Source organism: Nostoc sp. UIC 10630 (genome assembly GCF_010747425.1).
Classification (GTDB): Bacteria; Cyanobacteriota; Cyanobacteriia; order Cyanobacteriales; family Nostocaceae; genus Nostoc.
In genome coordinates, this window is the sequence record NZ_JAAGOG010000011.1 from 58256 (window position 1) to 83610 (window position 25355).

Annotated in this window: 19 protein-coding genes and 1 pseudogene; 7 read left to right on the forward strand and 13 right to left on the reverse strand. The window is 41.1% G+C overall.

The window, feature by feature from the left end; translation table 11 throughout:
- Window positions 1-112: 112 nt before the first annotated feature.
- The 3 genes from G1O98_RS05270 (at window position 113) to G1O98_RS05280 (ending at window position 4940) form a co-directional block, all read left to right on the forward strand.
- Window positions 113-2419, forward strand: a complete 2307-nt coding sequence (locus G1O98_RS05270) for an ATP-binding protein (protein WP_175586545.1) — start codon at window positions 113-115, stop codon at window positions 2417-2419.
- 52 nt (window positions 2420-2471) lie between these two features.
- Window positions 2472-2945 carry a response regulator gene (locus G1O98_RS05275; protein WP_163927601.1) on the forward strand — a complete coding sequence of 158 codons (474 nt, stop codon included), beginning with the start codon at window positions 2472-2474 and terminating at the stop codon, window positions 2943-2945.
- A 276-nt stretch (window positions 2946-3221) separates the two neighbouring features.
- A complete protein-coding gene (locus G1O98_RS05280) occupies window positions 3222-4940 on the forward strand; it encodes an ATP-binding protein (RefSeq protein WP_163927602.1) in 1719 nt (572 codons plus the stop codon).
- 70 nt (window positions 4941-5010) lie between these two features.
- Here G1O98_RS05280 and G1O98_RS05285 read toward each other — a convergent pair whose 3' ends face one another.
- Entirely contained in the window at window positions 5011-5511 is a 501-nt protein-coding gene (locus tag G1O98_RS05285) for a hypothetical protein (protein ID WP_163927603.1), read from the reverse strand.
- Window positions 5512-5780: 269 nt separating this feature from the next.
- Between G1O98_RS05285 and truB the strand changes: the two genes are divergently transcribed.
- Window positions 5781-6665 carry a tRNA pseudouridine(55) synthase TruB gene (gene truB / locus G1O98_RS05290; RefSeq protein ID WP_163927604.1) on the forward strand — a complete coding sequence of 295 codons (885 nt, stop codon included), beginning with the start codon at window positions 5781-5783 and terminating at the stop codon, window positions 6663-6665.
- A 161-nt stretch (window positions 6666-6826) separates the two neighbouring features.
- On the forward strand, window positions 6827-7675 hold the full coding sequence (locus tag G1O98_RS05295) for an alpha/beta hydrolase (protein WP_163927605.1): 849 nt from the start codon (window positions 6827-6829) through the stop codon (window positions 7673-7675).
- A 133-nt stretch (window positions 7676-7808) separates the two neighbouring features.
- On the opposite strand, the gene G1O98_RS05300 is transcribed toward G1O98_RS05295, so the two are convergent.
- From G1O98_RS05300 to carA, 5 genes are all read right to left on the reverse strand, one after another.
- A complete protein-coding gene (locus G1O98_RS05300) occupies window positions 7809-8111 on the reverse strand; it encodes a DUF1816 domain-containing protein (RefSeq protein ID WP_114083179.1) in 303 nt (100 codons plus the stop codon).
- Window positions 8112-8197: 86 nt separating this feature from the next.
- Entirely contained in the window at window positions 8198-9289 is a 1092-nt protein-coding gene (gene rlmB, locus G1O98_RS05305; protein ID WP_163927606.1) for a 23S rRNA (guanosine(2251)-2'-O)-methyltransferase RlmB, read from the reverse strand.
- A 95-nt stretch (window positions 9290-9384) separates the two neighbouring features.
- The gene (locus G1O98_RS05310) at window positions 9385-9864 is read right to left on the reverse strand and encodes a ribonuclease III domain-containing protein (protein ID WP_179075199.1); all 480 of its coding nucleotides are present in this window, start codon (window positions 9862-9864) and stop codon (window positions 9385-9387) included.
- Window positions 9865-10447: 583 nt separating this feature from the next.
- Window positions 10448-10813, reverse strand: a complete 366-nt coding sequence (locus G1O98_RS05315; RefSeq protein ID WP_083782327.1) for an STAS domain-containing protein — start codon at window positions 10811-10813, stop codon at window positions 10448-10450.
- Window positions 10814-10948: 135 nt separating this feature from the next.
- The gene (gene carA / locus G1O98_RS05320) at window positions 10949-12115 is read right to left on the reverse strand and encodes a glutamine-hydrolyzing carbamoyl-phosphate synthase small subunit (RefSeq protein WP_012407939.1); all 1167 of its coding nucleotides are present in this window, start codon (window positions 12113-12115) and stop codon (window positions 10949-10951) included.
- A 231-nt stretch (window positions 12116-12346) separates the two neighbouring features.
- Between carA and G1O98_RS05325 the strand changes: the two genes are divergently transcribed.
- The gene (locus G1O98_RS05325; protein ID WP_163927608.1) at window positions 12347-13387 is read left to right on the forward strand and encodes a retropepsin-like aspartic protease; all 1041 of its coding nucleotides are present in this window, start codon (window positions 12347-12349) and stop codon (window positions 13385-13387) included.
- Here G1O98_RS05325 and trpD read toward each other — a convergent pair.
- The 3 genes and pseudogenes from trpD to G1O98_RS05340 form a co-directional block, all read right to left on the reverse strand.
- On the reverse strand, window positions 13317-14411 hold the full coding sequence (trpD, locus tag G1O98_RS05330) for an anthranilate phosphoribosyltransferase (protein ID WP_163927609.1): 1095 nt from the start codon (window positions 14409-14411) through the stop codon (window positions 13317-13319). The two genes, G1O98_RS05325 and trpD, sit on opposite strands and share 71 nt — an antisense overlap.
- 82 nt (window positions 14412-14493) lie before the next feature.
- A complete protein-coding gene (locus G1O98_RS05335; protein ID WP_163927610.1) occupies window positions 14494-15381 on the reverse strand; it encodes a DNA adenine methylase in 888 nt (295 codons plus the stop codon).
- Window positions 15382-15423: 42 nt separating this feature from the next.
- Window positions 15424-16335, reverse strand: a pseudogene (locus tag G1O98_RS05340) (restriction endonuclease).
- A 234-nt stretch (window positions 16336-16569) separates the two neighbouring features.
- Between G1O98_RS05340 and G1O98_RS05345 the strand changes: the two are divergent.
- Entirely contained in the window at window positions 16570-16749 is a 180-nt protein-coding gene (locus G1O98_RS05345; protein WP_114083171.1) for a high light inducible protein, read from the forward strand.
- Window positions 16750-16836: 87 nt separating this feature from the next.
- Here the strand turns inward: G1O98_RS05345 and G1O98_RS05350 are convergent, their stop codons facing one another.
- The 4 genes from G1O98_RS05350 to G1O98_RS05365 form a co-directional block, all read right to left on the reverse strand.
- The gene (locus G1O98_RS05350) at window positions 16837-17928 is read right to left on the reverse strand and encodes a hypothetical protein (RefSeq protein ID WP_163927611.1); all 1092 of its coding nucleotides are present in this window, start codon (window positions 17926-17928) and stop codon (window positions 16837-16839) included.
- A gap of 165 nt (window positions 17929-18093) precedes the next feature.
- The gene (locus tag G1O98_RS05355) at window positions 18094-21069 is read right to left on the reverse strand and encodes a molecular chaperone (protein ID WP_243458346.1); all 2976 of its coding nucleotides are present in this window, start codon (window positions 21067-21069) and stop codon (window positions 18094-18096) included.
- A 215-nt stretch (window positions 21070-21284) separates the two neighbouring features.
- On the reverse strand, window positions 21285-22106 hold the full coding sequence (locus G1O98_RS05360; RefSeq protein WP_163927612.1) for an Rpn family recombination-promoting nuclease/putative transposase: 822 nt from the start codon (window positions 22104-22106) through the stop codon (window positions 21285-21287).
- A gap of 53 nt (window positions 22107-22159) precedes the next feature.
- The gene (locus tag G1O98_RS05365; RefSeq protein ID WP_163927613.1) at window positions 22160-24700 is read right to left on the reverse strand and encodes a proteasome protein; all 2541 of its coding nucleotides are present in this window, start codon (window positions 24698-24700) and stop codon (window positions 22160-22162) included.
- Between the last annotated feature and the right edge of the window lie 655 nt (window positions 24701-25355).

Here is a 25355-nt window from a genome sequence, read left to right on the forward strand (position 1 = left end):
CCTTAACAAGCACAGATGAATGCGATCGCATTCATCCTTATCGGCATATACTTTAAAGAAATGTGACATTTAATTGCACTATTGTAAAATTCAGCTTTACATAAGTTGATTTATGAGCCAGCCTAAAAATACTACTACCCAAGCGACTGCTCTGACTAACCACGATCGCAAACCTATCCATATACCTGGCTCTATTCAACCTCATGGTGTACTACTAGCACTCAGTACTCAGTTAGAGATACTGCAAGTTAGCAACAATACCCAAGCTTATTTAGGTAAAGAGCCAAAAGATTTGCTTGGTAAACCATTGAGCTATTTATTAGAAGCTCAACAAGTAGAAGCTGTAAAGCAGTGCTTGGTAAAAAAAATTGGTAGCACGAATGCTTTTAAAGTATTAATAAATACTTCGTATGGAGAACAAGATTTTGATGCGATCGCTCATCGTACAGAAGAGGCTGTGATTCTGGAGTTAGAACCGACTGACTCAAAATCTGAGGTAAGTTTTCTAGGTTTTCATGCTTTGGCAGGTGAAGCGATCGCAAAAATGCAAAGCACATCAAACCTGATAGAATTTTTGCACTTAGTGGCTGAAGAAGTCCAAAAAATCATCGGTTTTGATCGGGTAATGGTCTATCAATTTGATGAGTCGGAAGCGGGTTCTGTTGTTGCAGAAGTAAAACGGGAAGATTTATCACCTTATTTAGGACTTCATTATCCCGCTACGGATATTCCAGCGCAGGCTAGGGAGTTATACACACGATGCTTTCTGCGATTTCTTCCCGATTTGACGGCCGAACCTGTCCAGCTAGTTCCAACGCAAAATCCGACAACACATCAGCATCTTGATTTAAGCTACTCTGTGCTACGGAGTTTTGATTGGTGTTGTGCTGAATATCATCAAAATATGGGAGTGAAGGCTCTTTTGGTGATTTCGTTGATTCAAGAGCAGAAACTTTGGGGATTAATATCTTGCCATCATCAAACACCAAAGTATATTTCCTACGAAGTACGCAAAATGTGCGAATTTTTGGGACAAATCGTATCTTCAGAGTTAGCGCACAAAATTAGTTCTTCGGAATGGGACTATAAGGTAAAACTCAAATCGCTACAGTCTGAGTTCCTTGAGTCCATTTCCCAAGCAGACAACTTTATCGATGCCTTAATCAAACCGGAAATCCGCTTGCTGGATTTTGTCAGTGCCTCTGGAGCGGCGGTTTGTCTAGATAATGAAATTAACCTTGTGGGAACCACACCAAATATTGATGAAGTGCGGGCGTTAATTGAATGGGCAGATACTCAAGTTACTGATAACCTGTTTTCTACCGATTCTCTGCCGAAGCTTTATCCAGAAGCGCTCATATTTAAAGATACTGCTAGTGGTTTGCTGCTACTGCGAATTTCTAAAGTCCGGCGTTATTATATTCTTTGGTTTCGCCCTGAAGTTATCCAAACAGTACACTGGGCAGGAAATCCACAGGAATCGATTAAAGCCGAGCAAGATGGTAGCTATACCCTGTCTCCCCGAAAATCCTTTGAACAATGGCAAGAAACGGTTAGATTAACTTCTTTACCTTGGAAAGGGTGTGAACTTGAAAGTGCGATCGCTCTGAGTAATGCGATCGTTGGTATTGTCCTCTCGAAAGCAGATGAATTAGCTAAAATCAACCTGGAGTTAGAACGCAGCAACCAAGAGCTAGCATCCTTTGCCTACGCTGCTTCTCACGATCTCAAAGAACCTTTGCGGGGCATTTATAACTTCTCGACGGTGCTGCTAGAAGACTATGCCCAAGTATTAGATGATGATGGAATTGAGTGCTTGCAAACAGTAGTGTCTTTATCTGTACGCATGGAAACTCTGATTAATGCTTTGCTGCGACTATCGCAGTTAGGACAAGCACATCTCCGAGAGCAAGCAACCGATCTCAACGAATTGCTCAACCAAGTAATTAATGTCTTTCATGCTAGTCGCCAAGGCTCTGGGCTTGTGGATATTCACATTCCTCGGCCTTTACCAACAATTCAGTGCGATCGAGTTCTCGTTAATGAAGTCTTCAGTAACCTGCTTAGTAATGCGTTCAAATACAACGATAAAGCAGAGCAATGGGTTGAGATTGGCTACTTAGATGAGGGACTGGGGACTAGGGACTGGGGACAAGGAGACAAGGAGAATACCCAATCCCCAATCCCCAATCCCCAATCCCCAATCTTTTATATCCGAGATAACGGTATTGGCATCCCACAGCATCACTTAGAAACTATCTTTAGATTATTCAAGCGGCTGCACTCTCAGGAAAAGTATGGTGGAGGAGCAGGTGCAGGATTAGCTATTGTTAAGAAGATTGTTGAGCTTCATAACGGCCAAATTTGGGTTGAATCTACCGTAGGTGTTGGCTCTATTTTCTATTTCACGCTGGAATAGTTTAAGATAATAACCAAATATGTATTTTTGTTAAGCTCTTTTAAGACCACGAATGACAAAAAAACTTCATGAACCTCTGCTTGTTGTTGAGGACAGCAATGAAGATTTTCGGATGCTACAACGTCTGATGCGGCTCATGTCCGTCCAGAACCCCATACATCGTTGTACTAATGGGGATGAGGTTTTAGAGTTCCTGTATCAACAGGGGAGCGATGCCCATAGCAAAGGCGAAAACTTACCCAACTCTAAAGTAGCATTACGACCCTCTGTGATCTTGCTCGATCTGAATTTGCCAGGTATTGATGGCCGTGACATTTTAGATCGGCTCAAGCAAGACAAGAGTTTCAAGGAAATCCCCATCGTTGTTTTTACCACATCATCAAATCCCAAGGATATTGAGTTGTGCTACCAAAAGGGCGCAAATGGATATCTGGTAAAGCCGATGGATGCTCAGGAACTAAAAAAGACGATCCAGGCATTTGTGGATTACTGGCTTGAAGCCAATATGCCGCCAGTCTTGGATTAATTTTTTATTGCCTGTTGATGAGGCAATAGGGAAAAAAGGATAATAAAGGAGACGGTTCAGAGGGCACAGAGACATTTTCTTCTTTGAGTCACTGTGTCTGTTTGTCTCTGCTAGATTTCTTTTCCCCATTTTTCTGTTTTTGAGTATTTGATGTTTCTTTAGGATTACTAAAGAATTTAGATTTTATTTATACTTATTTTATATTATTTTTAGAATTATGCAATAAAAACCAATCTGGATAAAAGGGATCTACATTCCCGATCCTCATACCTGTATATGTTGGACATAAGGACGCTACTCATCATTGATGATTGTGCAGCAGATCGGAAAATCTATCGCCGATATCTGTTGAAAGATCCGCACCAGTCCTACCAGATATTTGAGGCTGACTGTGCAGAAGAAGGACTTGCTTTGTGCCAAAAAATCCGATGCGATGCCATTCTGCTGGATTTTTGCCTACCTGATATGAGTGGGATAGAACTCTTCGATCAGATGCAGCAGGAGATATTTAAGACTTCCGTCCCTGTGATTATGTTGACAGGACGGGGCGATGAAGAGGTGGCTGTGCAAGTCATGAAACGGGGTGCGCTGGATTATTTGGTTAAGCATAATCTGACACAGGACATACTGCAACTAGCAGTCCGAAACGCTATTAAGCAATCATGCTTGCAAGCCCAACTCAGCAAAACTCAGGAAAGGCAGCGTTTAATTGCTACAACTGCTTTACGAATTCGCCAGTCTCTTAACCTAGAGCAAATTTTGAATACAGCTGTAGCAGAAGTACAGCAACTTCTAAAGTGCGATCGCGTGATGGTGTATCAGTTCACCCCAGATACTGACGGTAAAATAGTTGCCTCATCAGTTGAGTCATTCCGCACTGTCGCATTGTGCGATCGCGTCGCGGCTGGGGAAGAAGCAGGGGAGCAGGAAGCAGGGAGAAAGGGTAAAATTCCTCTCCTCTGCACCCTTCCTCCTGCTCCCCTGACTAATCCCCAATCCCCAATCCCTTATATTTATGAGCTTGGGTTGTGTAATTGTGTCAGCCTGAAAGAGCAATTTAATACTAATGCAAATCTAGTAGTTCCCATTAATTTGAGCAACAATGGGAACCCAACTCCCAAGCTTTGGGGTTTGTTGATTGCTCACCAAAATTCTGGAGAACGGCATTGGCAAACTGATGATGCCCAAATGCTCAATGAGGTTTCGGTACAATTAGCGATCGCTATCCAACAAGCTGAATTGCTAGCCCAAACTCAAGCAGCCCTTGCCAAAGAAAAGCAACTCAATGTATTTAAATCCCAAATTATTGCAACGGTTTCTCATGAATATCGAACGCCACTAACTTCAATTCTGGCGGCTGCATCAACTTTGGCAAAACATAACCAACAACTGGATGAGTCTAAACAACAAAGATTTCTAGGAATTATTGAACAGAAAGCAAGGTATATGTCCAAACTCGTGGATAATATGCTTCTGGTTAACCAATTTGAACTAGAAAAACCTAAGTTTAAGCCAATTCTGCTTGATTTACTGCAATTCTTTTCCGATCTTATAGAACAAGAGCGAGAAACAACAGGCGATCGCCACGAATTAATTTTTCAAATTACTGGCCATACTCAAGGCTTTTGGGGCGATCGCGGACTGTTGCAGCAAATTTTTATTAACTTAATGTCTAATGCAATTAAGTACTCTCCAGATGGAGGGACTGTAGAGTTTCACCTGATCGGTAAAGAATCAGAGGTGATCTTTTACATCCAAGATAGAGGAATTGGTATCCCGATTAAAGATCAAGAAAATTTGTTTCAATCCTTCTGTCGCGGAAGTAACGTTGATACAATTCCTGGTACGGGTTTAGGATTGGCGATCGCTAAAGGCTGTGTAGAATTACATGGTGGCCATATCACCTTATTTAGTGAAGTGGGGCAAGGAACTAAAGTTACAGTCAGCTTACCAAAGGTATTCCCAATCGATCAACTTTCCCCATCATCAACTTGATTTGTAGAAATATATAGCACTTATAGCTTATCTGCATTACTTACAATTTTAAAAACAAATATTGTGATTCTTACTTATGAATTTCTATGTTGGTAATCAGCCATTCTTTGATTGTTTTACCGCAAGGCTCAGAACTTTGGCAATCACTGACATTCTCTAGCCCATAAGACATCTTTACTTTTTTGTTGACGTATTTCTCTGGTTCGCAAACCTCAAATGTTGCCCCGATACCTTCATATAACTTACCATTCTCATCTAAAACAGTAACATAGCATTTTAAGTCTCCATTTTGCATATCTTTGATAGTACCCAATATCGGGTTATTGTGAGGAATTTCATTAGGTTTGTTATTTTTAATAGGTGTTTTTTGATTTGATGTTGGATTACTAATTTTTTTACCAACTTCGATGTTGTTTAGCTTTTCTTTATTTGCAGAATTAGCTGGAGTAGTTGTTGCAGTATTTGCTTGATTAACTTTATTTTCTTGAGAAGTACTATTGCCATCACTGCAACTTGCAATCAACATAGGACAAAGAATTAACGTAATAGTAGTGAAAATTGCTTTTTTCATTTAATTTATGTTTATAAAATCCTATGGATGATTATTTTGGTAAAAGTATTTTATGTGTTGTCACTTATAAGTGACAATGTGGTATTTACTGTACATACTCGGCGTTATCTGCATTTTGTGTGTATTATTCGGTAAAGTGCTTACAGGATGTCTTAAAGGTAGTGAATGTGTATAAATTAATGCTTGGTTAAGCTTTAATTACCAAATATTAATGCTTTGAGCATTAAATAAGTATTTAATAGAGTTTAGAAGCTGTAAGTATTGATTTTGTGTTATTTCAAGGTTTTCTCAACTTAAACAAACCATTTGGCTGGACTTCCCACGACTGTGTAGCGCGGGTGCGAAAATTGTTGCGCCTCAAACGTGTCGGACATGCGGGAACCTTAGATCCAGCCGCCACAGGGGTTTTACCAATTGCCTTTGGTAAAGCCACAAGATTATTGCAATATCTGCCAGAAAACAAAGCTTACAAAGCCACTATTCGCCTGGGTGTGTGTACCACAACCGATGATTTGCAAGGTGAAATCATCACTTCTCAACCTTGTGCTGGATTGAGTTTGGCAGAAGTGAAAAGTGCATTAGCACAATTTGAAGGCAAGATTGAGCAAATACCACCTATTTACAGTGCAATCCAAGTGGATGGTAAACGTCTCTACGATTTAGCACGCCAAGGGAAAACGGTAGAAGTTCCAGTGCGAACAGTAGAAGTTTTTCGGATAGATATTTTGGACTGGAGAGAAGGAGATTTCCCAGAATTGGATGTGGCGATCGCCTGCGGGAGTGGTACATATATTAGAGCGATCGCTCGTGACTTGGGTGCAAACTTAGAAACTGGTGGCACTCTTGCGGCTTTAATTCGTACCGAAAGTAGTGGTTTCAATTTAACTGATAGTCTTACATTGACTGATTTAGAAGCACAACTACAAGCTGGAATATTTCAACCCGTTTGTCCAGATGCAGCCTTACAACATCTGTCATCTGTTACTTTACCAGCAACATCTGCTCAAAAGTGGTGTCAAGGTCAGCGCATTTCTCTAACTTTTGATGTTCCTACAATAGTGCGAGTTTATGATGAAGAGACTCGCTTTTTAGGTATTGGGCAATTACAAGATGAAGTGTTGATCCCTCAAATGGTTTTTGAACCAATTTCTTAATATCTTAGTTATTGGTCATTGGTCATTTGTCATTTGTCAAGAAGAATAATATAACGAACTACTATGCAAGAAAGGTTAGGCCAGATTGAGGTGATTATACAGCTGACAGTACAAAGGACTGAAGCGATCGCTGTGTTCGCTAGACAGGAGAATGGCAAGCAATGAGTGATCGCCATCCTACCACTGCTGCACGTCTCAATGTTTACATCCAAGGTCAAGGATTCCCTATTTTGGGCTTACATGGTCATCCAGGTACTGGTCGTAGTCTTTCTGTCTTCACCAATCATTTATCAAAACGCTATCAAACTATTGCCCCTGATTTACGCGGATATGGCAAAAGTCGCTGGAATGGCAATTTTGATATGAATGACCATTTAACTGACTTAGAAACGCTGCTAGATCGCTTAAATATTGAAAAATGCCTAGTATTGGGATGGTCACTTGGGGGCATTCTGGCAATGGAACTGGCATTGCGTTTACCAGAGCGCGTTACTGGGCTGATTTTGGTGGCGACAGCCGCAAAACCCCGTGGTAGTCATCCGAGCATCACTTGGCAAGATAATTTATATACTGGCGTTGCTGCCCTATTAAACTATATAAAACCGAGTTGGCGATGGAATATTGAAACTTTTGGCAAGCGATCGCTTTTCCGCTACTTAGTCCAACAACATACATCTACCACTTACAAATACATCGCCAAAGAAGCAGTACCAGCTTATCTGCAAACCTCTCCTGCTGCTACTCGCGCCCTCTATAGTGCCATTCAGTCAGGATACAATCGGATTCCAGAACTGCCACAAATACAATGTCCTAGTTTGGTACTTGCTGGCGATCAAGACCGCCACATTACATCTGATTCCAGTTTACAAACTGCTCAACACCTCCAAAATTCTCAGTGGCAGTGCTATCCAAACACCGCCCATCTTTTCCCGTGGGAAGTCCCCCAGCAGGTGCTGAATGACATTGATCATTGGCTGGAAGAACATCCGCAGGTAATTGGTATTCAATAGTCCCAGAGTTTTTAACTCTGAACCACATAATTCGCAATTAGAACTCGAAATTACGTTAGGTCTCGTAGAGAAACCCATTACGAATTACGAATTACGAATTACGAATTACGAATTATCTTGATTTTCGCCTAACTTAAATCTGACCGCCAAAGGCAGGCTGTACTTTGCGGTCAAATCTTTCCCCCAAGTCTTCAGCAATTGTTAAGGTATTAGGTTTGCAACGTTTGACACGCACAGTAATTCCCGTAGCTCCTTCGACTTCTAAATCTTCTATGTATCCAATGCTTGAAAATTTTGCATCAGAAGAAGTCAGAAATGGCCCAAAGTAGTAAGTACACCGGGGATTTTGCGTCACAATCTCTACCCACCAAGCCAGGCCGATGGAGTCGAATGTGTTAATCAACACTTCCTTGAGGTTATGCCAAAGGGTTTTCATGTTTTTCGCCGATTTATAAACGTCTACAGGGTGTTAAACGATATGGTGCTTTATTATCTTTTACATTTCTTTATACTCTGTTACTGTTATTTTTTCAAAGAAATTTTTTGTACCTTATCTAAGTACAGCGTATTTAGTGATCGCTGACGATAAATTTCATAAAGCGCCATCCCTGCTGCTACAGAAGCATTCAGGCTGGGAGTCTTACCTTGCAGAGGAATCGATACCAAGAAATCACAGGAACGTTGAGTCAACATACCCAGACCTTCGCCTTCTGAACCGATTACCAAAACGATTGGGCCTTTAAAATTGACAGTATGCACGGGTTCGCTTCCACTTGCAGCAGTGCCATAAATCCAAAAGCCAGCTTCTTTTAATTCTTCTAAAGCGCGGCTAAGGTTAACAACTCTAGATACAGCAAAGTTTTCTAAAGCGCCTGCTGCTACCTTCATGACAGTGGAAGTGATCCCAGATGCTCTTCTTTGGGGAATTACCAATCCTTGAGCGCCTATTGCTTCGGCGGTGCGAATAATTGCTCCTAAGTTGTGGGGATCAGTAATTCCGTCAGCTACAACAATAACGGGATCGGTTACAGATTTAGACTGTTCAATGAGATCGGCTAATTCAATATAGCCGTAGGGAGCAGTTTGTGCTGCCACACCTTGATGATTAGCGCCATTGGTGAGGTAGTCTAAGCGTTTGGGTTCAACCTCATCAATAACGGTGCCATTTTCCTTAGCTTGCAGCAGAAAATGGTGGAAGCTGGGATCGTAGCGCAGACGGGTAGTAATCCAGATGCGGTTAAGATTGCGCTGTTTTTGCAATGCGCTCAATACTGGATGACGACCGTAGATGAGATCGTTATCTTCTTCTATTGGTTGTGTAGATACAGGCGGCTGAGAGAAGTTGCTATTTCGTTGTCGGGAGTTGCCAGAAATAGGGTTGCTGTCATCTATTTTCCGGGGATTGCGAACGGGAGCAACAGAAATGGGGTTACTATCTATTTTCCGAGGATTACGAGTGGGATTAGCAACAGAGATAGGGTTGTTATCTATTTTTCGGGGATTGCGAGTGGGATTACTAACAACACGCTTACCCTTAATTTTTATAGGTTTACTACGATTGGATTCGCCAGTAGAAGTGTTAGTGTTAATGATTTTCCTCGGTTTATTCTGCATTTGATTTATGGATATAGCTTATGGTTGAACATACCGATTACCGTAATTTCTGGAACCTAATCTACTGCTGTACCTATTGTTGTGAAATTGAGTTTTCACCCTTTTTCTACATGAAGCATTTGCAACAGTTCGGTTAGACGCTGGTAATCGGTGAGATATAAATAGCCTATTAGGGTTTCTAGACTAGTTGCCTGTTGATAAATTTCGGGATTAAGTCGCTTAGGGCGGCCTGTCGCGGCGTTTCTACCCCGTCGGACAATTTCTAATTCGGTGTCCCTCAGATGAGGAGTTAGCGATCGCAAATGTAGCGCTTGTGTTTCTGCCCTTACCTGCTCCACTACCAGACTATGGTAAATTCCTGACCGCTGCAATGGCAGCAGATAGAACATTCTAACATACAACTCATAAATTGCATCCCCCAAATATGCTAAAGCAGTAGGAGAAATTTGTTGCACTTGTGAGAGGGAAATCTGTTGGAATGGCCCTGTGGTTGCCAAGAGTGCTTCAGTCCAAGATAAACTCTGCTTGGGAGTTTGATCTTGTCCATCTAATAGCTCTTCCTCCTGTGACTTCACAAATAAATCATTCCTTGACGGGCTAGATTTGGCAGGCATTCTTCGCAAAGACTGATTTTTCTGAAGTATGCCATGATAGTATACTTAGCATAATCAATACTATCAAAGTTACTTTTTAATTTCATCTTTTTGATTGAGAGTTGGCATTTAAAATCACCCTGATGTCAACGCCTTGTAAACCAAATTTCGCCTACTTCTTGTAGCCTGTGTCTAAGATAGGGTAAAATCTGAACATCAAATAGAACCCCGTTACTAGATAGCATTGCTATGCTTACTTAGTAAGTGACAATTTTTAACTATACAGTATCAAGTCAAGTTTATCTATAGACAAATCTGCTAAATTTGTATTTTTTACAACTTTTTCAGACTTGGTTATTTATCCGAATGTTCTAGTAAGCGATTACACAGCAATCACTTGGTATATATATTTTTTTGATTGCTCTACTTTAAATATAATAATAGCGCAACTGGCTTATTGCCTCTCCCACAAGGAGAGAGGTTTTCTGCCAGAAGTTTTAAAAATTAAGCTACCCAATGTTGAATCTGGATAGCTGAATTAGTCTCTCGGTTCAAGCAACCAAGACTACTTGACGTTTTCTAGAGCTTCTTCAACTGATTTTTGCAGGGAGAGAAACTTCTCTAGACGAACAAGCTTGACTGTTTGAGTTACGCGGGCATTCGTGACAATTTGCAAAGTGCCTTCAGCAGTTTGAGCCTGCTTGGCTAGCTGCACCAGAGCGCCCAAGCCAGAGCTATCAATAAAGTCGATTTGTGAGAGATCCAAAATAATGTGCTTAGGGCCCTCTTCAATCTTGCTACCAAGCACTTTGCGAAATGTGGGTTCAGAAAAGGCATCTAACAAACCTGTGAGGCGGAATAGCTGGCAGTTATCCCGGACTTCACGAGTACCCCTCAGGCTAACGGTTAGATTCAGTGGCTCAGCAATAATTCCCTCCTCATGAGTTAAAGTGAACGCTCAAGTATAGATGGTTTTTGAGCAAGTTGTCTACAATCTTTTGGGGCATTGGGTATTGGGCATTGAAAAACTTTTTCTTAGTCCCTAGCTAGTACCCATTCCCCATTTTTACTTAACCTCGGCTGTTGCGGCTTGACGTGCTGCTTGCATGGCTTGAACAAATTGCTCAAACAAGTAATCGGCATCGTGTGGGCCAGGACTGGCTTCTGGGTGATACTGTACAGAGAATACAGGTAGAGATTTGTGACGTACCCCGGCAATGGTGCGATCGTTTAGGTTCAGATGGCTAATTTCCACAACTGCCGTAGGCAAAGAATCTGGGTCAATAGCAAAACTATGGTTTTGGCTGGTAATTTCTACCCGTTGTTGTAAACCCGCAGGCTGATTTAAACCACGATGACCAAATTTTAGTTTATAGGTTTCTGCCCCTAATGCATGACCTAAAATTTGATGCCCCATGCAAATACCAAAAATGGGTTTTTGACTTAACAAAAGCGCTTTGGCAGTTGCAATCCCTCCAGTGACGGCAGCCGGGTCGCCCGGCCCATTAGAAAGAAACACACCATCTGGATTGTAATTGAGGATTTCTTCTGGTGGCGTATCAGCAGGCACAACAATTACCCGACAACCGTAACTTACTAAGCGACGCAAAATGTTGCGTTTTACGCCAAAGTCAAGGGCAACAACGGTAAAGGCTTCTCCAAGATTTTCCGCAGCCTCACAGTTGAATTCCCAAGCTGGAATTGTGGGATCTGACCATTCATAAGCCGTTGATGTGGTGACTTCGCGAACCAGATTCAATCCCGCCATGTTGGGAGCCGCCTGTACCTGTTCTAGCAATTCTGCCTCATCGAGAATGGTTGTGGAAATGCCACCGTTCATGGCTCCAAACATCCGAATTTTGCGGGTGAGGGCGCGGGTATCGATGCCGTAGATCCCTGGTACTTGATTTTGTTTGAGGTAGTCTGGTAAGGATTGTGTCGATCGCCAGTTACTTGGTCGTTGACAAATATTCCGGGCGATCGCACCCCGCACCTGGGGGCCATCTGATTCCTCATCTTCAAGATTAATACCAGTATTGCCTAATTCAGGATAGGTAAAAATGACAATCTGACCGCAGTAACTAGGGTCAGTCAGAACTTCTTGATAGCCGGTCATGCCAGTGTTAAACACCACTTCTCCGATCGCGGTTCCCGTCGCACCGAAAGACCAACCGCGATAAGTAGTTCCATCTGCCAAGACAAGTAAAGCAGGTATTGCGTCAGTCAGGGGCATAGTAAATTGGGGAATTGGGAATTGGGAATTGGGAATTGGGAATTGGGGATTGGGCTGGTACTAAACTCTTCCCCATTGGCTATTCCCCATTTCCCATTCTTCAATACTGCGATTGTTAATTATCCCATGAGTTGAGCAATTAGGAGTTTTTTGGATAGTTAATTAAAATTAAATTGGGAATTTAAAGTGGCGGGAGTGGATTTGACAAAGCTTGGGCGGTTAAAATTAATTATGCTTCAGTCTTTTTTATCCCGTGCAACCCTAATTTTAGTATCAAGCGCTCTTGCGGTTTTGTGTGTTGCCTGTAGTGAAGACAAACGGAACACTGTGACTGGTGGCAATGAGCAACCCTCGCCAATTGGGGATTTGGCATCAGTAGAACCTGCCGTTGAATCACCAACACCAGCAGTTACCCCAGAAGTACAGCCGCTAGAGCCGTCTGAAAGCGAACCAAGCCTTTTTGAACAGGGGCTAGATAAAGCGGTTGGCGCTTGGAGTATCAGCCGTTCTGCTCAATCTCCAGGTGATTGGATTTTGGTGGCGAATCAGTACCAGGATGCGATCGCGCTGATGCAAAGAGTCCGGCGACAAAGCCCAGAATTTGCGATCGCTCAAACCAAAATCACTGAATATCGCCGCCAAATTAAATATGCCCAACAACAAGCTACTCCTCGGCCTGTGCGTCTTGCCGAACCGAAGAGGATAGTGGTTGTGGTTCCCCAAACAACAATTACACCAAAGTATACCTCGCCTCCACAAGAAATAAAGCCATTACCAACAGAGCCAGCTTTGCCCTCATCAGCAGTAGTAATTCCAGATCAGCAGGTATTTACAGCCCCGATTAAAAGGCGGATTGGTGGAACGCCGATTGTCGAAGTCACTTTCAATGGACACCGACAATTTGAGATGATTGTGGATACGGGAGCCAGTGGCACTGTCATCACCCAACAGATGGCCAATGCTTTGGGAATCGTGACAGTAGGGAGAGCTAAGGCAAATACCGCAAGTTCTAGGGCTGTAGAATTCCCTGTGGGCTATGTTAATTCGATGGCACTTGGTGGGGTAATAGTGAATAAAGTACCAGTAGCGATCGCAGGTGCGGAACTAGAAACTGGACTTTTAGGCCATGACTTTTTTGGCAACTATGATGTCACCATCAAACGTAATGTCGTAGAATTTCGCCCGCAATCGCGATCGCAAATCAATTCCCCAGAAACTCAACTAACTGCTCCAACTTCGTCCAAGCTGCCCCGCTTTGTAGGATATCCTTAGCGATTTTAATCCCTTGGGCGTGGTCGAGGAGTGCGATCGTACCTGCTACTTGCAGCGCCAACGATGCATTTAAGGCAACAGCATCTTGTTGTGCCTGAGTCCCCTTACCTTGGAGTACCGCCTTGAGAATTACTGCATTTTCTTGGACATCGCCACCCCGAAGCATACCTATGGGGGCAGGTGTTAGATCCAAATCTAGGGGATTAATGGTAGTTACCTGCACTTCTCCATCTGATAAAACCGCTAAGTCAGTTTCATCTCCTAACCCAGCCTCATCAAGTTTTTCTCGCCCGTGCAAAACAATCGCCTTTTCCTTACCCAAATTGTTTAATGCTTGAGCAACTGTTGCCAAAAGCTTAGGAGTAAATAACCCCACCACTTGCCCAGTGGGACGTAAAGGATTTACTAATGGCCCCAGCAAATTAAACACCGTTCGTACCCTGAGAGTCCGCCGCAATTGGGCAACTGCTTTAAGTGCTGGATGCCAACCAGGTGCAAACAAGAAAGTGATCCCCACCTCTTGTAGTGCGGCTTGCACCTTGTCACTGGATGCACCTAAGTTTACACCCAAGGCTTCTAAAACATCTGCGCTCCCCGTAAGACTTGAAGCTGAACGATTGCCGTGTTTAGCGACTGGTACACCAGATGCTGCGGCTACAAATGCAACGGCTGTAGAAATATTAAAGGTTGATGAACCATCTCCACCAGTTCCACAGGTATCTATTAGGGGGATTGGGGATTGGGGATTAGGGATTAGGGATTGGGTAGATTCTTGCCCAGTCCCTAGTTTTAATTGAGATTGTAATACTTCAGCCATGCCGGTTAACTCATCGGCAGAAATGCCTCTAAAGTTCAGCGCTGTTAAAATAGCCCCTGATAACTCTGGGGGAACCGCTTCACTGAGCCAACCTTGCATCAATTCAGCAGCTTGAGTACGAGATAAGGATTGGCCATCTATTAATTGTTGCAGTAACATATACCAGCTAACAGACGATTCTTGAGCAGAGATTGGAAAAGTTGTCATAGCTAAGGTTTGTAGTTTGGTAGGTGTAGCTAGGTTGAAGGGTATGGGAGCTATACTACCGGAAAATTGGTTGCTATTAAAGTTAGGTTGAAATATCAAGGCTCAACTGCAAATCTGGATTAACAAGTTTCTGATTTTTTGCTTTTTTATCCAAATAAAGTTTAACTTCATAGTTAGTAATAAATAATTCTTTTCCTTTAGCTGCACCACTCTGCTTATAGTTATTCATGCCATACTGTAATTCCCATTCTGAGATATTAGCCCATTGGAAATTTTCTAGAATTTGCGTTGAGTTGTCATAGGTAATTAGCCAGCGATGATGACATTGTTGCAAAAGTTCAGCAAATCTCTGATGTTCAAAAGAAGTGTGTAAGTTACCGTCTTTACCATATAGCTTTGATTTTGTAGCACTAAAATATGGTGGGTCTAAAAATAAAAATACATCTTCCCCTTCTGGCTTTAATAGGTGGCTGTAATCCAAATTAGTAATTTGGACATTTTCTGATAGAATATTTTCTAACTTTTCTAATCGTTCTATTGAAGAATCAGTAAATCTTTTATGAAAAGCTTCTTGGGAAAAACCACCTGATTCTACAGTTCCTGAAAAAGTAATTCTATTGAGTACGAAAAACCGAACTGCTCTTTCTAAATCAGATAAACTCTTGACATCTACACTAGCTAATTCTGTAAAGAGTAATTTACCATCTTTATATTTGACTTTAATATGCCGAATTTCTTTAACTAACTGAGCTATATCAGATTGGGCAAATTTCCAGAATAAGAAAAGCTCGCAGTTTAAATCATTAATCCAAATCTTAATATGAGGAAACTTTTGTCTTAAATAAATAAATACAGAACCACCACCTACAAAAGGCTCTCGAAATTCCGAAAAGCTCTCTGGCAAGTATTCAACTATCTGATTTATTGCTTTTGACTTACCACCAGGATATCGCAGAGGACTTTTGAGCATAATTCGTATAAATGTTACATTTAAGTTAATAAAAAATAATATTTAAGTATCTGTAAAATAGTCTGAATCTATCTTTTTTATTTCATAAACTGATACTGCTGATACTCCTACATTATTGTCAATCATCAATTGTGCTAATTCTTGACCATCTATCAAGACAACCTTTATATCTATTCCCAACACATAATTTTTTGCATCTTGAGTAAAATTAGAAGTTGTAATAAACACTCCTTTTTTTGCCCTTTGTCCATATAATGCACCAACAAATTTTTGGATTTCTGGTCTACTTATAACATTAGTATCCCATCTCTTCGCTTAGATATAAACAACATCTAATCCTAATTTATCTTCTTTAATTATACCATCAATACCACCATCACCACTCTTTCCAATTGCTTTACCAGCATCACGCCTTGAGCCTCCATATCCCATTTTGATAAGTAAATCGATAACAAGTCTTTCAAAAAAATCTGGCGAAATATTTTTAATTCGGTTAATCAAATCTATTTCCAATTCCTTACGGATTTTTTGATACCCTAATTCTATAGATTCTTGTGGAGTTTTTTCTGAGATTTCGTCAAGTTCAGAACTAACTTTGTCATCTTGCTTTTTGGAATTATTAAAGTTAACAAAATCAGGGAATTGGCTAAGAAACTGAATATTTATATCTTTTTTAGATTGCCCAGCTACGTTTATACCTTCTTCGGTAATCTCAAAATATCCTCTTTTTGGGGTTGCTAATAAACCTGCTTTTTTTAAATATGTTCTTGCCCATCCTACCCGATTATCAAATAATGGTTGTTGACCGCTAGGTAATAATTCTCTTCGTTCGTCTTCACTTAAATTAAATTGGTCGGCTAAAGCTCCAATGACCTCTCTCATAGAGTGTTCTTGACCATCAAGTGCATATTGAAGCAACGGAAGCATTATCTTTTGATAATCAGGTATTGCCATTTTTATTTATCTAAAATTTTACAGAAATTGAATTTTAGCCCTTTTAAACATTATTCCCAGAAAATTGGTGAGAAATAAGTTAAGCGATCGCAAACCGTCTAATATAAAATTACGTACCCGTAATATTTGCTAATAAATTTTATTTAGAGTTTATGTTGCATTCCCTTAAAAACCTGTTACATTACTTTACAGGCAGTTATAACTGTTACAACATAAAAGCTCGGAGTATTATTTATGGCAGACGTTAAAAAGACTACGCCTTCAGTTTCACAAGATCCCAATGCTTTGCGCTGGGGCTTCACTCCTCAGAGCGAAAACTGGAACGGTCGTTTTGCAATGATTGGTTTTTTATCTGCTGTTGCGCTTGAAGTCTTTTCTGGTCAAGGGATTTTACACTTCTGGGGCATTCTATAGATTTAAACGTTTTTATAGCTTCATTAGATGATCGGGTAAGGCAGCGATTCGTAAAATCGTCTGCCTTTCCTTTATGGGGAAATTCTCTTACCGTGATGAGCGAAATATTACACGGCCTGGGGATTCTTCCTGATTAATTCGCGCATATACTCGCAGACAAGTTAATACTTCGCCAGGAATACCACCACAGTCTAGTTGTAGATCATCTTTGGATGAAGCACAGATATCCGCATAAAGTCCCGACAATTGGCGAATTCGCACTTCATTACCTGCATTAATAGCTTCGTCAGCGACTTTCTTCAGGATGCGCCGTGATTCATGTTGTAGCTTTCCCCACCAAGAATAGCGTTCAGCCGGTGGTACAAATACTAAGGAATGTATCGCTTCATCCATGTCAATCCAAGCACGGAGAATTGACAGGGGATCAGTGTTTTTCTCTGCTTTTTGGGTGCGTTGGAAGCGATCGCTTAAAGCATCAATATATTGATCGCGCTGTTCCGCTTTAGAGTGTAAGGAAATGACATCGAAGCTAAAAACGCTCTTTAAAGCATGATGTAAATCTGGGTCTATTTCGATAAAATTCATATATAAAAATAGGAATGCTGCTGGTAAATCGGATACATTACCTTGGGGAATTTTAGATGTTGAAAGTGCCTGTTGATACAAGGTCAGTCCCTGAGCTTGAACAGTACCACTAAGTCCGGGGTAGATAATTTCGTCGCGGATAAAGGGAAGTTGATAGAGGTTAGAATTATCTGCGATCGCACCAACTTCTTGAGCTAAATCTAAAGTGCGCGATCGCCAAGTTGCAGCCAAATCTTCTGGTACTCGCAGCAGCTTGCGTTGAATCTCATTCCACAAATCTGAGTCCGTTGTGCTTTGCAGTTGGGAATTACCTAGATAATAATTAAGTTCTGAGTCAGAATCGAAAGCTTCTCGCAGGTGACTGAGTTTTAAATCAGCTGGCGCATCTTCCCAACCAATATTTTGCTGTGGGGGTTCAGGTTGCAACAAGTTATGAATTTCTTGCAGCACCTCATCGCATATTTCAGATCCAGGATCTAGTGGAAATTCTGTGCGAGCCTGATTTAAAGTAGCCTCTAGTCCATACAAACTAAACCGCAGTAGCCGGGCTAACTCTGAGTTTTCTACCTCTAATAATTGACGCAAGTGCTGCATGAATCTCACCTCCAAATATTACTTATATGTATGTGATTCGTAGCGAATAAAACTTGGCAAACCTCTGCGCCCCTTTGCGTTTACTCCGCGCCCCTTTGCGTTCAAAAATCTTAATTTTTTTCAACGCAGAGGAACGCAAAGGTTAGCGCAGAGGAACGCAGAGGTTTAATGTATACCGCAAAATGGATCGCGTTCTTTATCAACTTCATTGGGCTGCAATTCTAATTCAGCAAGATAAACGCATCCCTCTTCTTTTAGACATTCCTGACTGTTTGATGTCCAGTAAGGTACTTCACCAGCGTGCATCCGCAGAATGCCTTGATCATCAAGAGTTACCCGATATTGGCAAGGGTAATCTGTTGTCACATCTGGTTTGCTGAGTGCGCCAATTCGTATCCATTTTTTGCTGTTAGTTTCTGAATCTGTTTGATAAACATAGAAAGTGTGCTGGCCAGTTTGCGGGAAAGGAGGTAAGGGATTACTAATTAACCCAATTCCTGGTTCCGTCACACCATCACGCAGATAGTGAAATTTTTGGAACAATTTACTACCATCATTTCCTACTTCAAATACAAGATGATAAGCATCTGGTTGATCAACAGTTGCGGACTCAATAACATTGACGGCAATATCACCATCATTTAAATCTTTATTGAAGCCTTCCACGGCAATATTCCAGTTCAATTGACCATCAGTAAATAGCGCTGAATATTCTGAAACTACCGATTCCAAATCAATACCAGGAATATCAATTAAATAATGGGGATTTCCTTGACAAAGCAACACATTAAACTCAAGGGTTTGGTCAATCTCAAACTGGACTTTAATTTTTTTCAGGAACTCTGCTTCTTGCATTCCCAGTTTATTCATGAGGTTTTTGCCGTCGAAGCTACCCCATAGTCGTAAATCTCCATCCTCGTAGTCTTGACGGTAAATAATATTAGTTAATTGTATCCCTTGCCATGCAGTCCGAACTTTGGCGACAGTTTCCCAAGGTGCGAGTTGATAGAGTTCTTGTCCAGCTTTAAATATGGTGAGTAAATCGTTACTTTGAGTTTTGCGTTTGAAGTTACAAGGCAAATAATAAAACAGATTTTTAACATCAATTTCTAGCTGGTTAGCTCCCTTACGCAGCAAGCTTTTGGACTCTTCTGGATCGAATCTTAATCTTCGTAACTTCTCAGCATAGCAAGCACCAGCAGAGGTTGCTAATTTGGTAAATTCCAAGACAAAGGTAATTCGTTCTGGATTCCAAACAAAATATGGAGACTTACTAAATTCTTGGTAGATTTGGCGCTGCACTATATCTAAATTACAAGTTTTTCCAGACAGAATTAACCAATCAACTTTTTGGGAATTCCAAGAATCTTTGGCGATCTCATCGGGACGTAAGCGACTTTCCATCAATCCTTTAGCAATACCGATCGCTTCTTTAATTCCTGCAACGGCGGCTCGTTCAAATTGATGGTTATCTAGGGTGACACAGATGCTATTTGGATCTTTGACTTGCAATTTAACGGCGCTTTGAGTGAGCAGTTCGGAAATTTGCTGCTCAGAAAGTGTGAAAGTTAATAGAGAATTATCTGCTGGTGGTTTTTGCCCAAGTTTAAGTTTAGCTGCTTCTGCATGATCCCACAGGATATAAAAGGATTGCAGGCGTTGGGGTGTTTGTTGCCAACGAGTGGGTAATACTTTCTCGGCAGTATCTAGGGCATCTTTGTAAGCAATATCACCTTCTGGATTTTCTTTATCTAGACATTTTAAAAGACTACCACTTTTGAATTTACCTTGTTCTAAAAATCGCTCGTTTAATTCAGAGCTAATTAAATCTTCTAGCTTTTCGCTTTCGATATCACCTGTTGTTACTGCTGTCAATAAGAAGTCTGCGATCGCAACTTTTAATAATCTAAAAATCCGCAGCGTAATTAACTCACCACCTAACTGTAAATGACCAGATGAACCTAATAATTTGGGGGTGAGTTTATAGTAACGTCCTCCTAAACCCCGGTCTTCATAATCAGCAAAAGTTGGGGTTTTATCTTCTAAAGTCAGTTCAATTAAAGCTAAGTCTGTGGTTCCGCCGCCGATATCCAAAACGAGGACATTTTGTGACCATTTATTTCCTACTTGACGGCAACGAGTTTTGAATGACTCGATGCCAATATTCAGATTACCGCCAAATTCTCGCCATAAAAAGAATATTGCCACAGAAACGGCTTCATCATAAGCAGTTTGGACATCATCGATCCCCAATTGCTCAACAAATTCCTTAACTTCTTTGCGAACAACTGGTGGGGCGACAGTGGGGTAGGTGACAACTGCTGTCAAAAAAGTTCCTTCTGAAAATCTGCGTTGGGCGCGTTGGCGATAATCTTCAGTTAACTCGATTAAATGTGCCCAAGCAGATTGAATCAGTTGATTTGCAGTAATTATTTTTTCTTCACCATCCAAAATAACTGAAAACGATCGCTCCTGGCCAAAATAGCGCTTGGGCGAATGGTGAAACCTGCTGATAATTTCCTTTAAAGAACCGCTTGTACCTTGAGCGATCGCTTTTTTGCGGTTATCTCTAGCTTCCCTACCCATCCGCAGTTTTAAGTCCCCTAACTGCGAAATTTCCAACTCGCTGGGAATTTCCGTATCGCGGCGATCGATATCCAGCACAACTGGGATCAGATTTTGCGACTCTAGAGTAGGGACGCGGAACACCTCATGATAGATTTGGTAAAGTTTTTTGCTGACAGCACGGCGAAACCTCTCGCTGTTTCCTAAAGAAAGCTCAATTTGGCGAATTGCTTCCAAAAATCGCTCTTTATTGTCACTTTCAAAAACTTCGCTCAACTTTCTTGGATCTATCTCTAAGTTTTTGCTAATTTCTGTGATGAACTTTGCCCAATCATCATCACTGACATCTGGTAAAGCGACTGAGGCGGGAGAACTCAGCCATTGTGATAAGCGATCGCGCAACCGCATTTCTTGTTCTTTTGGGAGAATTTCTGCGATCGGTACTTCAATCGGATCGAACAGTGTAACTGTAGAGTTCGATGTGCCAAAATCTAAAGCAAACCATCCGGGAAATCTTTTTTGTTGTTTCTCGCTTGGTTCGCGATCGCTATATTTATTGAGTTGAAAAGGGTTCATTATAGTATCACTTTCTGTTGTTTGTTTTATACCTGGCTAAAAACTGTAATGTTGTATCATAAAATTACAAATTTAGAGAATCTTTGGTCTTGTACCACTAATTCTCTTTAGCACTGGCTTTTTATTTGGCGCGATATCTATGTGGGCTACGCTTTTATATGAAAGGGCCTAGGCGTAGCCCAAAGTAGGCATTGCTATGAAAATTACGGCAGTTATTAAGTTGATGTTGAAGATTCTTGCTCAGTTGCAAGTCTTACTTGTTCGATAGTTAAATTAAGTAATTGGGCAACCTCTTCCATCGACATACCAAGAGCTAAAAACTGAGGTACAAGTTCAAGTTTTACTTGTTCTCGTCCTCGTTGTACTCCTAGTTCTATCCCCTCTTGTTTCGCTTCTTGATAAACTCTAGTTTCTTCTAACTTAACTCCTAACATAGCCTCTACCTCTTCACGACTTAAGTTGGCAAATTTATAAACTGCAATCGTTGTGATTACATCTATTATCTCCTCCTTAGCTAAAACAGTTATCTGTTCTTGTTGCACCCGCTCTATTAAACGTTTCGCATCTTGCACCATTTGAGTATCTGAGGCAATAGTCAACTGCATCAAACTGATACCTACTTTTTGCTCATCAGAGCTACCTAACTCATCTAAATAAATCCGTTGTACTTGGGAACTGTTCAGTAGCGATCTGTGAATAGTAGTGTTTTCCGGTTCCAAGCTGCGAGACTGTAAAATAATTACCCCGTACCAGTCATCGTAAAGCGATGGGTTACGATACATATACAGCATGGATTCTGAAAAAAACCGATGGTACAGTAACTCATCCTTTTGGAATTGCACCTCAGCAAAAAAGATCATTTGAGATGTTGCATCAGGTGGAGGTAAAAATACCCCATCAATGCGAAATGTTGGTTCTTTAACTTCAACTGATTCAAAGCGATAGCTACTAGCTTCGGCTGGTGGCTGTTCTACTAACTCGAAAAACAATCCTGGGACACGCTTAAAAATTGCATAAAAAATTGCATCACGTCTCACAAATACATCCTCATAACCGTAGCCGATCGCAATCAGTCGCTTTCTGAGTTAGCTTATCTCAAATCATCTAAGTAAGAAACAGCAGCAAGTTCTGAAATAATCTGCAACCAAGTAGGAATTGCTATCTCAGTTGGTAAGTCCCCAGCCGCCAAATATCTCAGCAAAGTTTCTTTTTTTGAAAGGTTTTGCAAACTAGGAATAATTTGATCCAAAATGCCTGCTATTTCCGAATTAATTTGCTGATTAACTTCGCTAACATACTGTACAAGATGGAGACTAGCGCTAGCAGTGATTTCATCTCGCAGCCGCAATACTAAAAGTTGGTGATTGCTCGATCTAGATAAACCTTGGCTTTTTTCTGGTGCCCAGTCAAAGATTTGACCAACGTTGTGTTTCTCGTCTTGACGCGCTAGAGGAAAGATGGTCTCAGGTGCAACTGTTTTATCTTTACTACTAATTTCCGAAATAATTGCTTCTTTCCATTCGTTAGGATCGCATCCTAGTAATAACTTGTAAAAGAGATCGGCATCTTCAAAACCAAATTTTTCTTCAATTTGTTGTTCCATATCTGGATGGAAAAATACCTGCAATTGTTCGCGTTCTAGGGCGACATAATTTGATAATTGGTTCAACAAATCTACCACGGCTTGATGAATGCGATCGCGGGCAAAATCTTCTACTTCTTTAACGGTTTTTTCAAATACTGGATAAAAATCATCGCTTTTAGTTGGAAGAGAAGTATTTACACGGTTTCCCCGATCAAATAATTTCCCGGCTGCACCTTTAGATTCTGCCAGAGCGATCGCTCCATTGTTGGCTTTGTTGAAGAGTAAAGTCCACTGGTTCCAATTGAGGATTCTAAAAGTGAGTTCGTCTTTAACTACATCGCTGACGACAACACCGCGCCGATCTTTAAGTGGTTCTGTCCCTAAATCTTTTTGAAAATTCCTGTAGATTTTATCTAAGCTTTCGACGACAAAGCGCAACTCGATAAAGGCGGGACTGTCTCCTGTAGGGATTCCTTGCTCGTGAATTTCATCTATGATGTCCTTCAAGTGATCTTGTTGCTGGCTCACAACATCAGCCGATCTCCGAGTATCTTCATACAGTTGTTTCAAACCATGAGTCGCTACGTGGGTTTGAATCAATTCCCGCAGTTTACTAAGTCCCCCATCTTGACCAAAGTAACCTAGCTGTTTGCCTAAATTACTGCGGGGATCGGTCTCTAACAGCCGTTCACTTAATAGCTCCCATTTATCTTGTAGCCGTTTAGAGCGATCTAGGTAATCAGGATAGTCCAAGTTAGCCAAAAAATCTGGTGAGCCTGCTTTGACTGTACTAGAACGTTTTGCTAATTCAGCCAGTCCCAACAGTGGCGACAGTAAAACGATCCGGTCTTTTTGGGTTGTAAATGCCTCTGCACCATCGATGGTAGTTTGCAAAACTTTGAGTTTTTGGAAAACGGTTTCCTCTTTTAAATGGCTATCTTCAATTAGGTGGTCAAGTTCTCTTTCGCCACCTTCACTGTCTAGGGGGAGTTGATCGAAGCGACCCACACCTACGAGAATTAAATCTTTTAGGTCTTGTCCTGGTCGCTGCTGCTGCATCATGGTAAAGATTTTATTGGCGCGATCGCTTCCAGGAGATTTACCATTTAGCAATACCAAAATTGTTTGTACTTCTGCCAATTCTCGCAGTGACAAAAAGGTATCCCTTGCTCCCGAATTAGCAGCCCCCAATCCTGGAAAGTCGATGAGAATAAATTTCGCTGCACCTGTAAAATCCCAAATTTCCCGTGAGATTTTCACATCGATATCTACGCGACGGATGAGTGGAAAGCTATTCTGCAATAACTTTGTTGGTAGCCTCTGGGGTGGACTTGGTAATCGGATATGCGCTGGAGGTAAATCCTCAAATTTTAGACTTTGGATTGCCATTGGCTGTTCGACCAGCTGTAGCCCTTCGCGGGCGGTGGTAGCATCAATCTGGTAGTGCCCACCACACATCACTTCCCCATAAGCTTGATAAGCCCGCAGGAATAATACCAACTCCCGGAGTAAATAACGTAGCTCCAAATTGTTACTACTATTCCAAGCCTCTTCACACCAGCTAATAATATCTTTGCCAGAATTAAGTTTCGATACTGGTATTGGAGGAAGTCCTGCTGCTGTCGTGCGTTTATGGGCTTCTCCTAGCATGAAGCGTAGACACTCATGTACGCCTTCGTGAGAAAGATACTCTACAGTGAAATTACTTAATTGGGTAGTTGCAAAGTCGTCTTGCGGGATGATGTGTATTGCGGTAACATTACCTGTAGTAGGGTTTTCACTGACTGGTAAAGCATCTGCATATCCGATTAGACTGCCTAAAAGTAAAGTTTTCCCACTACTGAATTCCCCCATCACCCCAATTTTGACAGGTGAAGTTGCCAGGTCTACAGTTTTCTGGGCCGCTGACCGTAAACGTAGGAGACAGTCATCAAGACTAGCTGGAACCCAATCTTCTTGTTTTGAAGGGTGCTGGGGCACAGAATCTATCTTTCGGAGGATGAATTCGCCGTACTCCTTAAAACGGCCCAGCTTATCTGGTTCCATAAAGTAGTTCCCGCCTAACATGAATTTCTGTGAGCTTTATAACATATAAAATAGGATCGCTAGCCATTGTTATAACGTGTTGATATCACATTTAGCATCTCTCTCATTTAATTTGCGATTTTGGAATGAAGCATTTTGAACAGTCAAGACAATCTTGAAAAATCGGGTTTTTCAGGAAAAATTGAAGAGGAAGTCAGGATAATTAAAGTAAGCTTTTATACGCAAAATACATGAAAAATGCTTAGTATAGATGTGGGCATTAAATCGTTGTAGACCAGTAATTTTAAAACGATTTCTGAAAAGCATTAGGTGAATATAGTTCACTACTACACAAGCAAAGTTTACCTACACGGAAAACATGAAAAATCAAAACTTTCAAATCCACGGAGGTGGGTTTTGTCTGTATAGTCGTGACTTATAGTCGCCAGGACTTTAATTCATGCTGAATTCTTCTTGATAAAAAATCAATATTTATTTGATATGAAATTATGGATTATTATGAATTTCTGATAAAGATGTAATCGCCTCATAGCGACTCATATAGTTTTTGTGAAGCTAAATAAGGTTTTGAGCTATGTGATTACATAGCTTAGATGAATTTTAAGGGAATTTTAAAAATAAACATAGTTAAATAATTTTCCTGACAGATGAATAT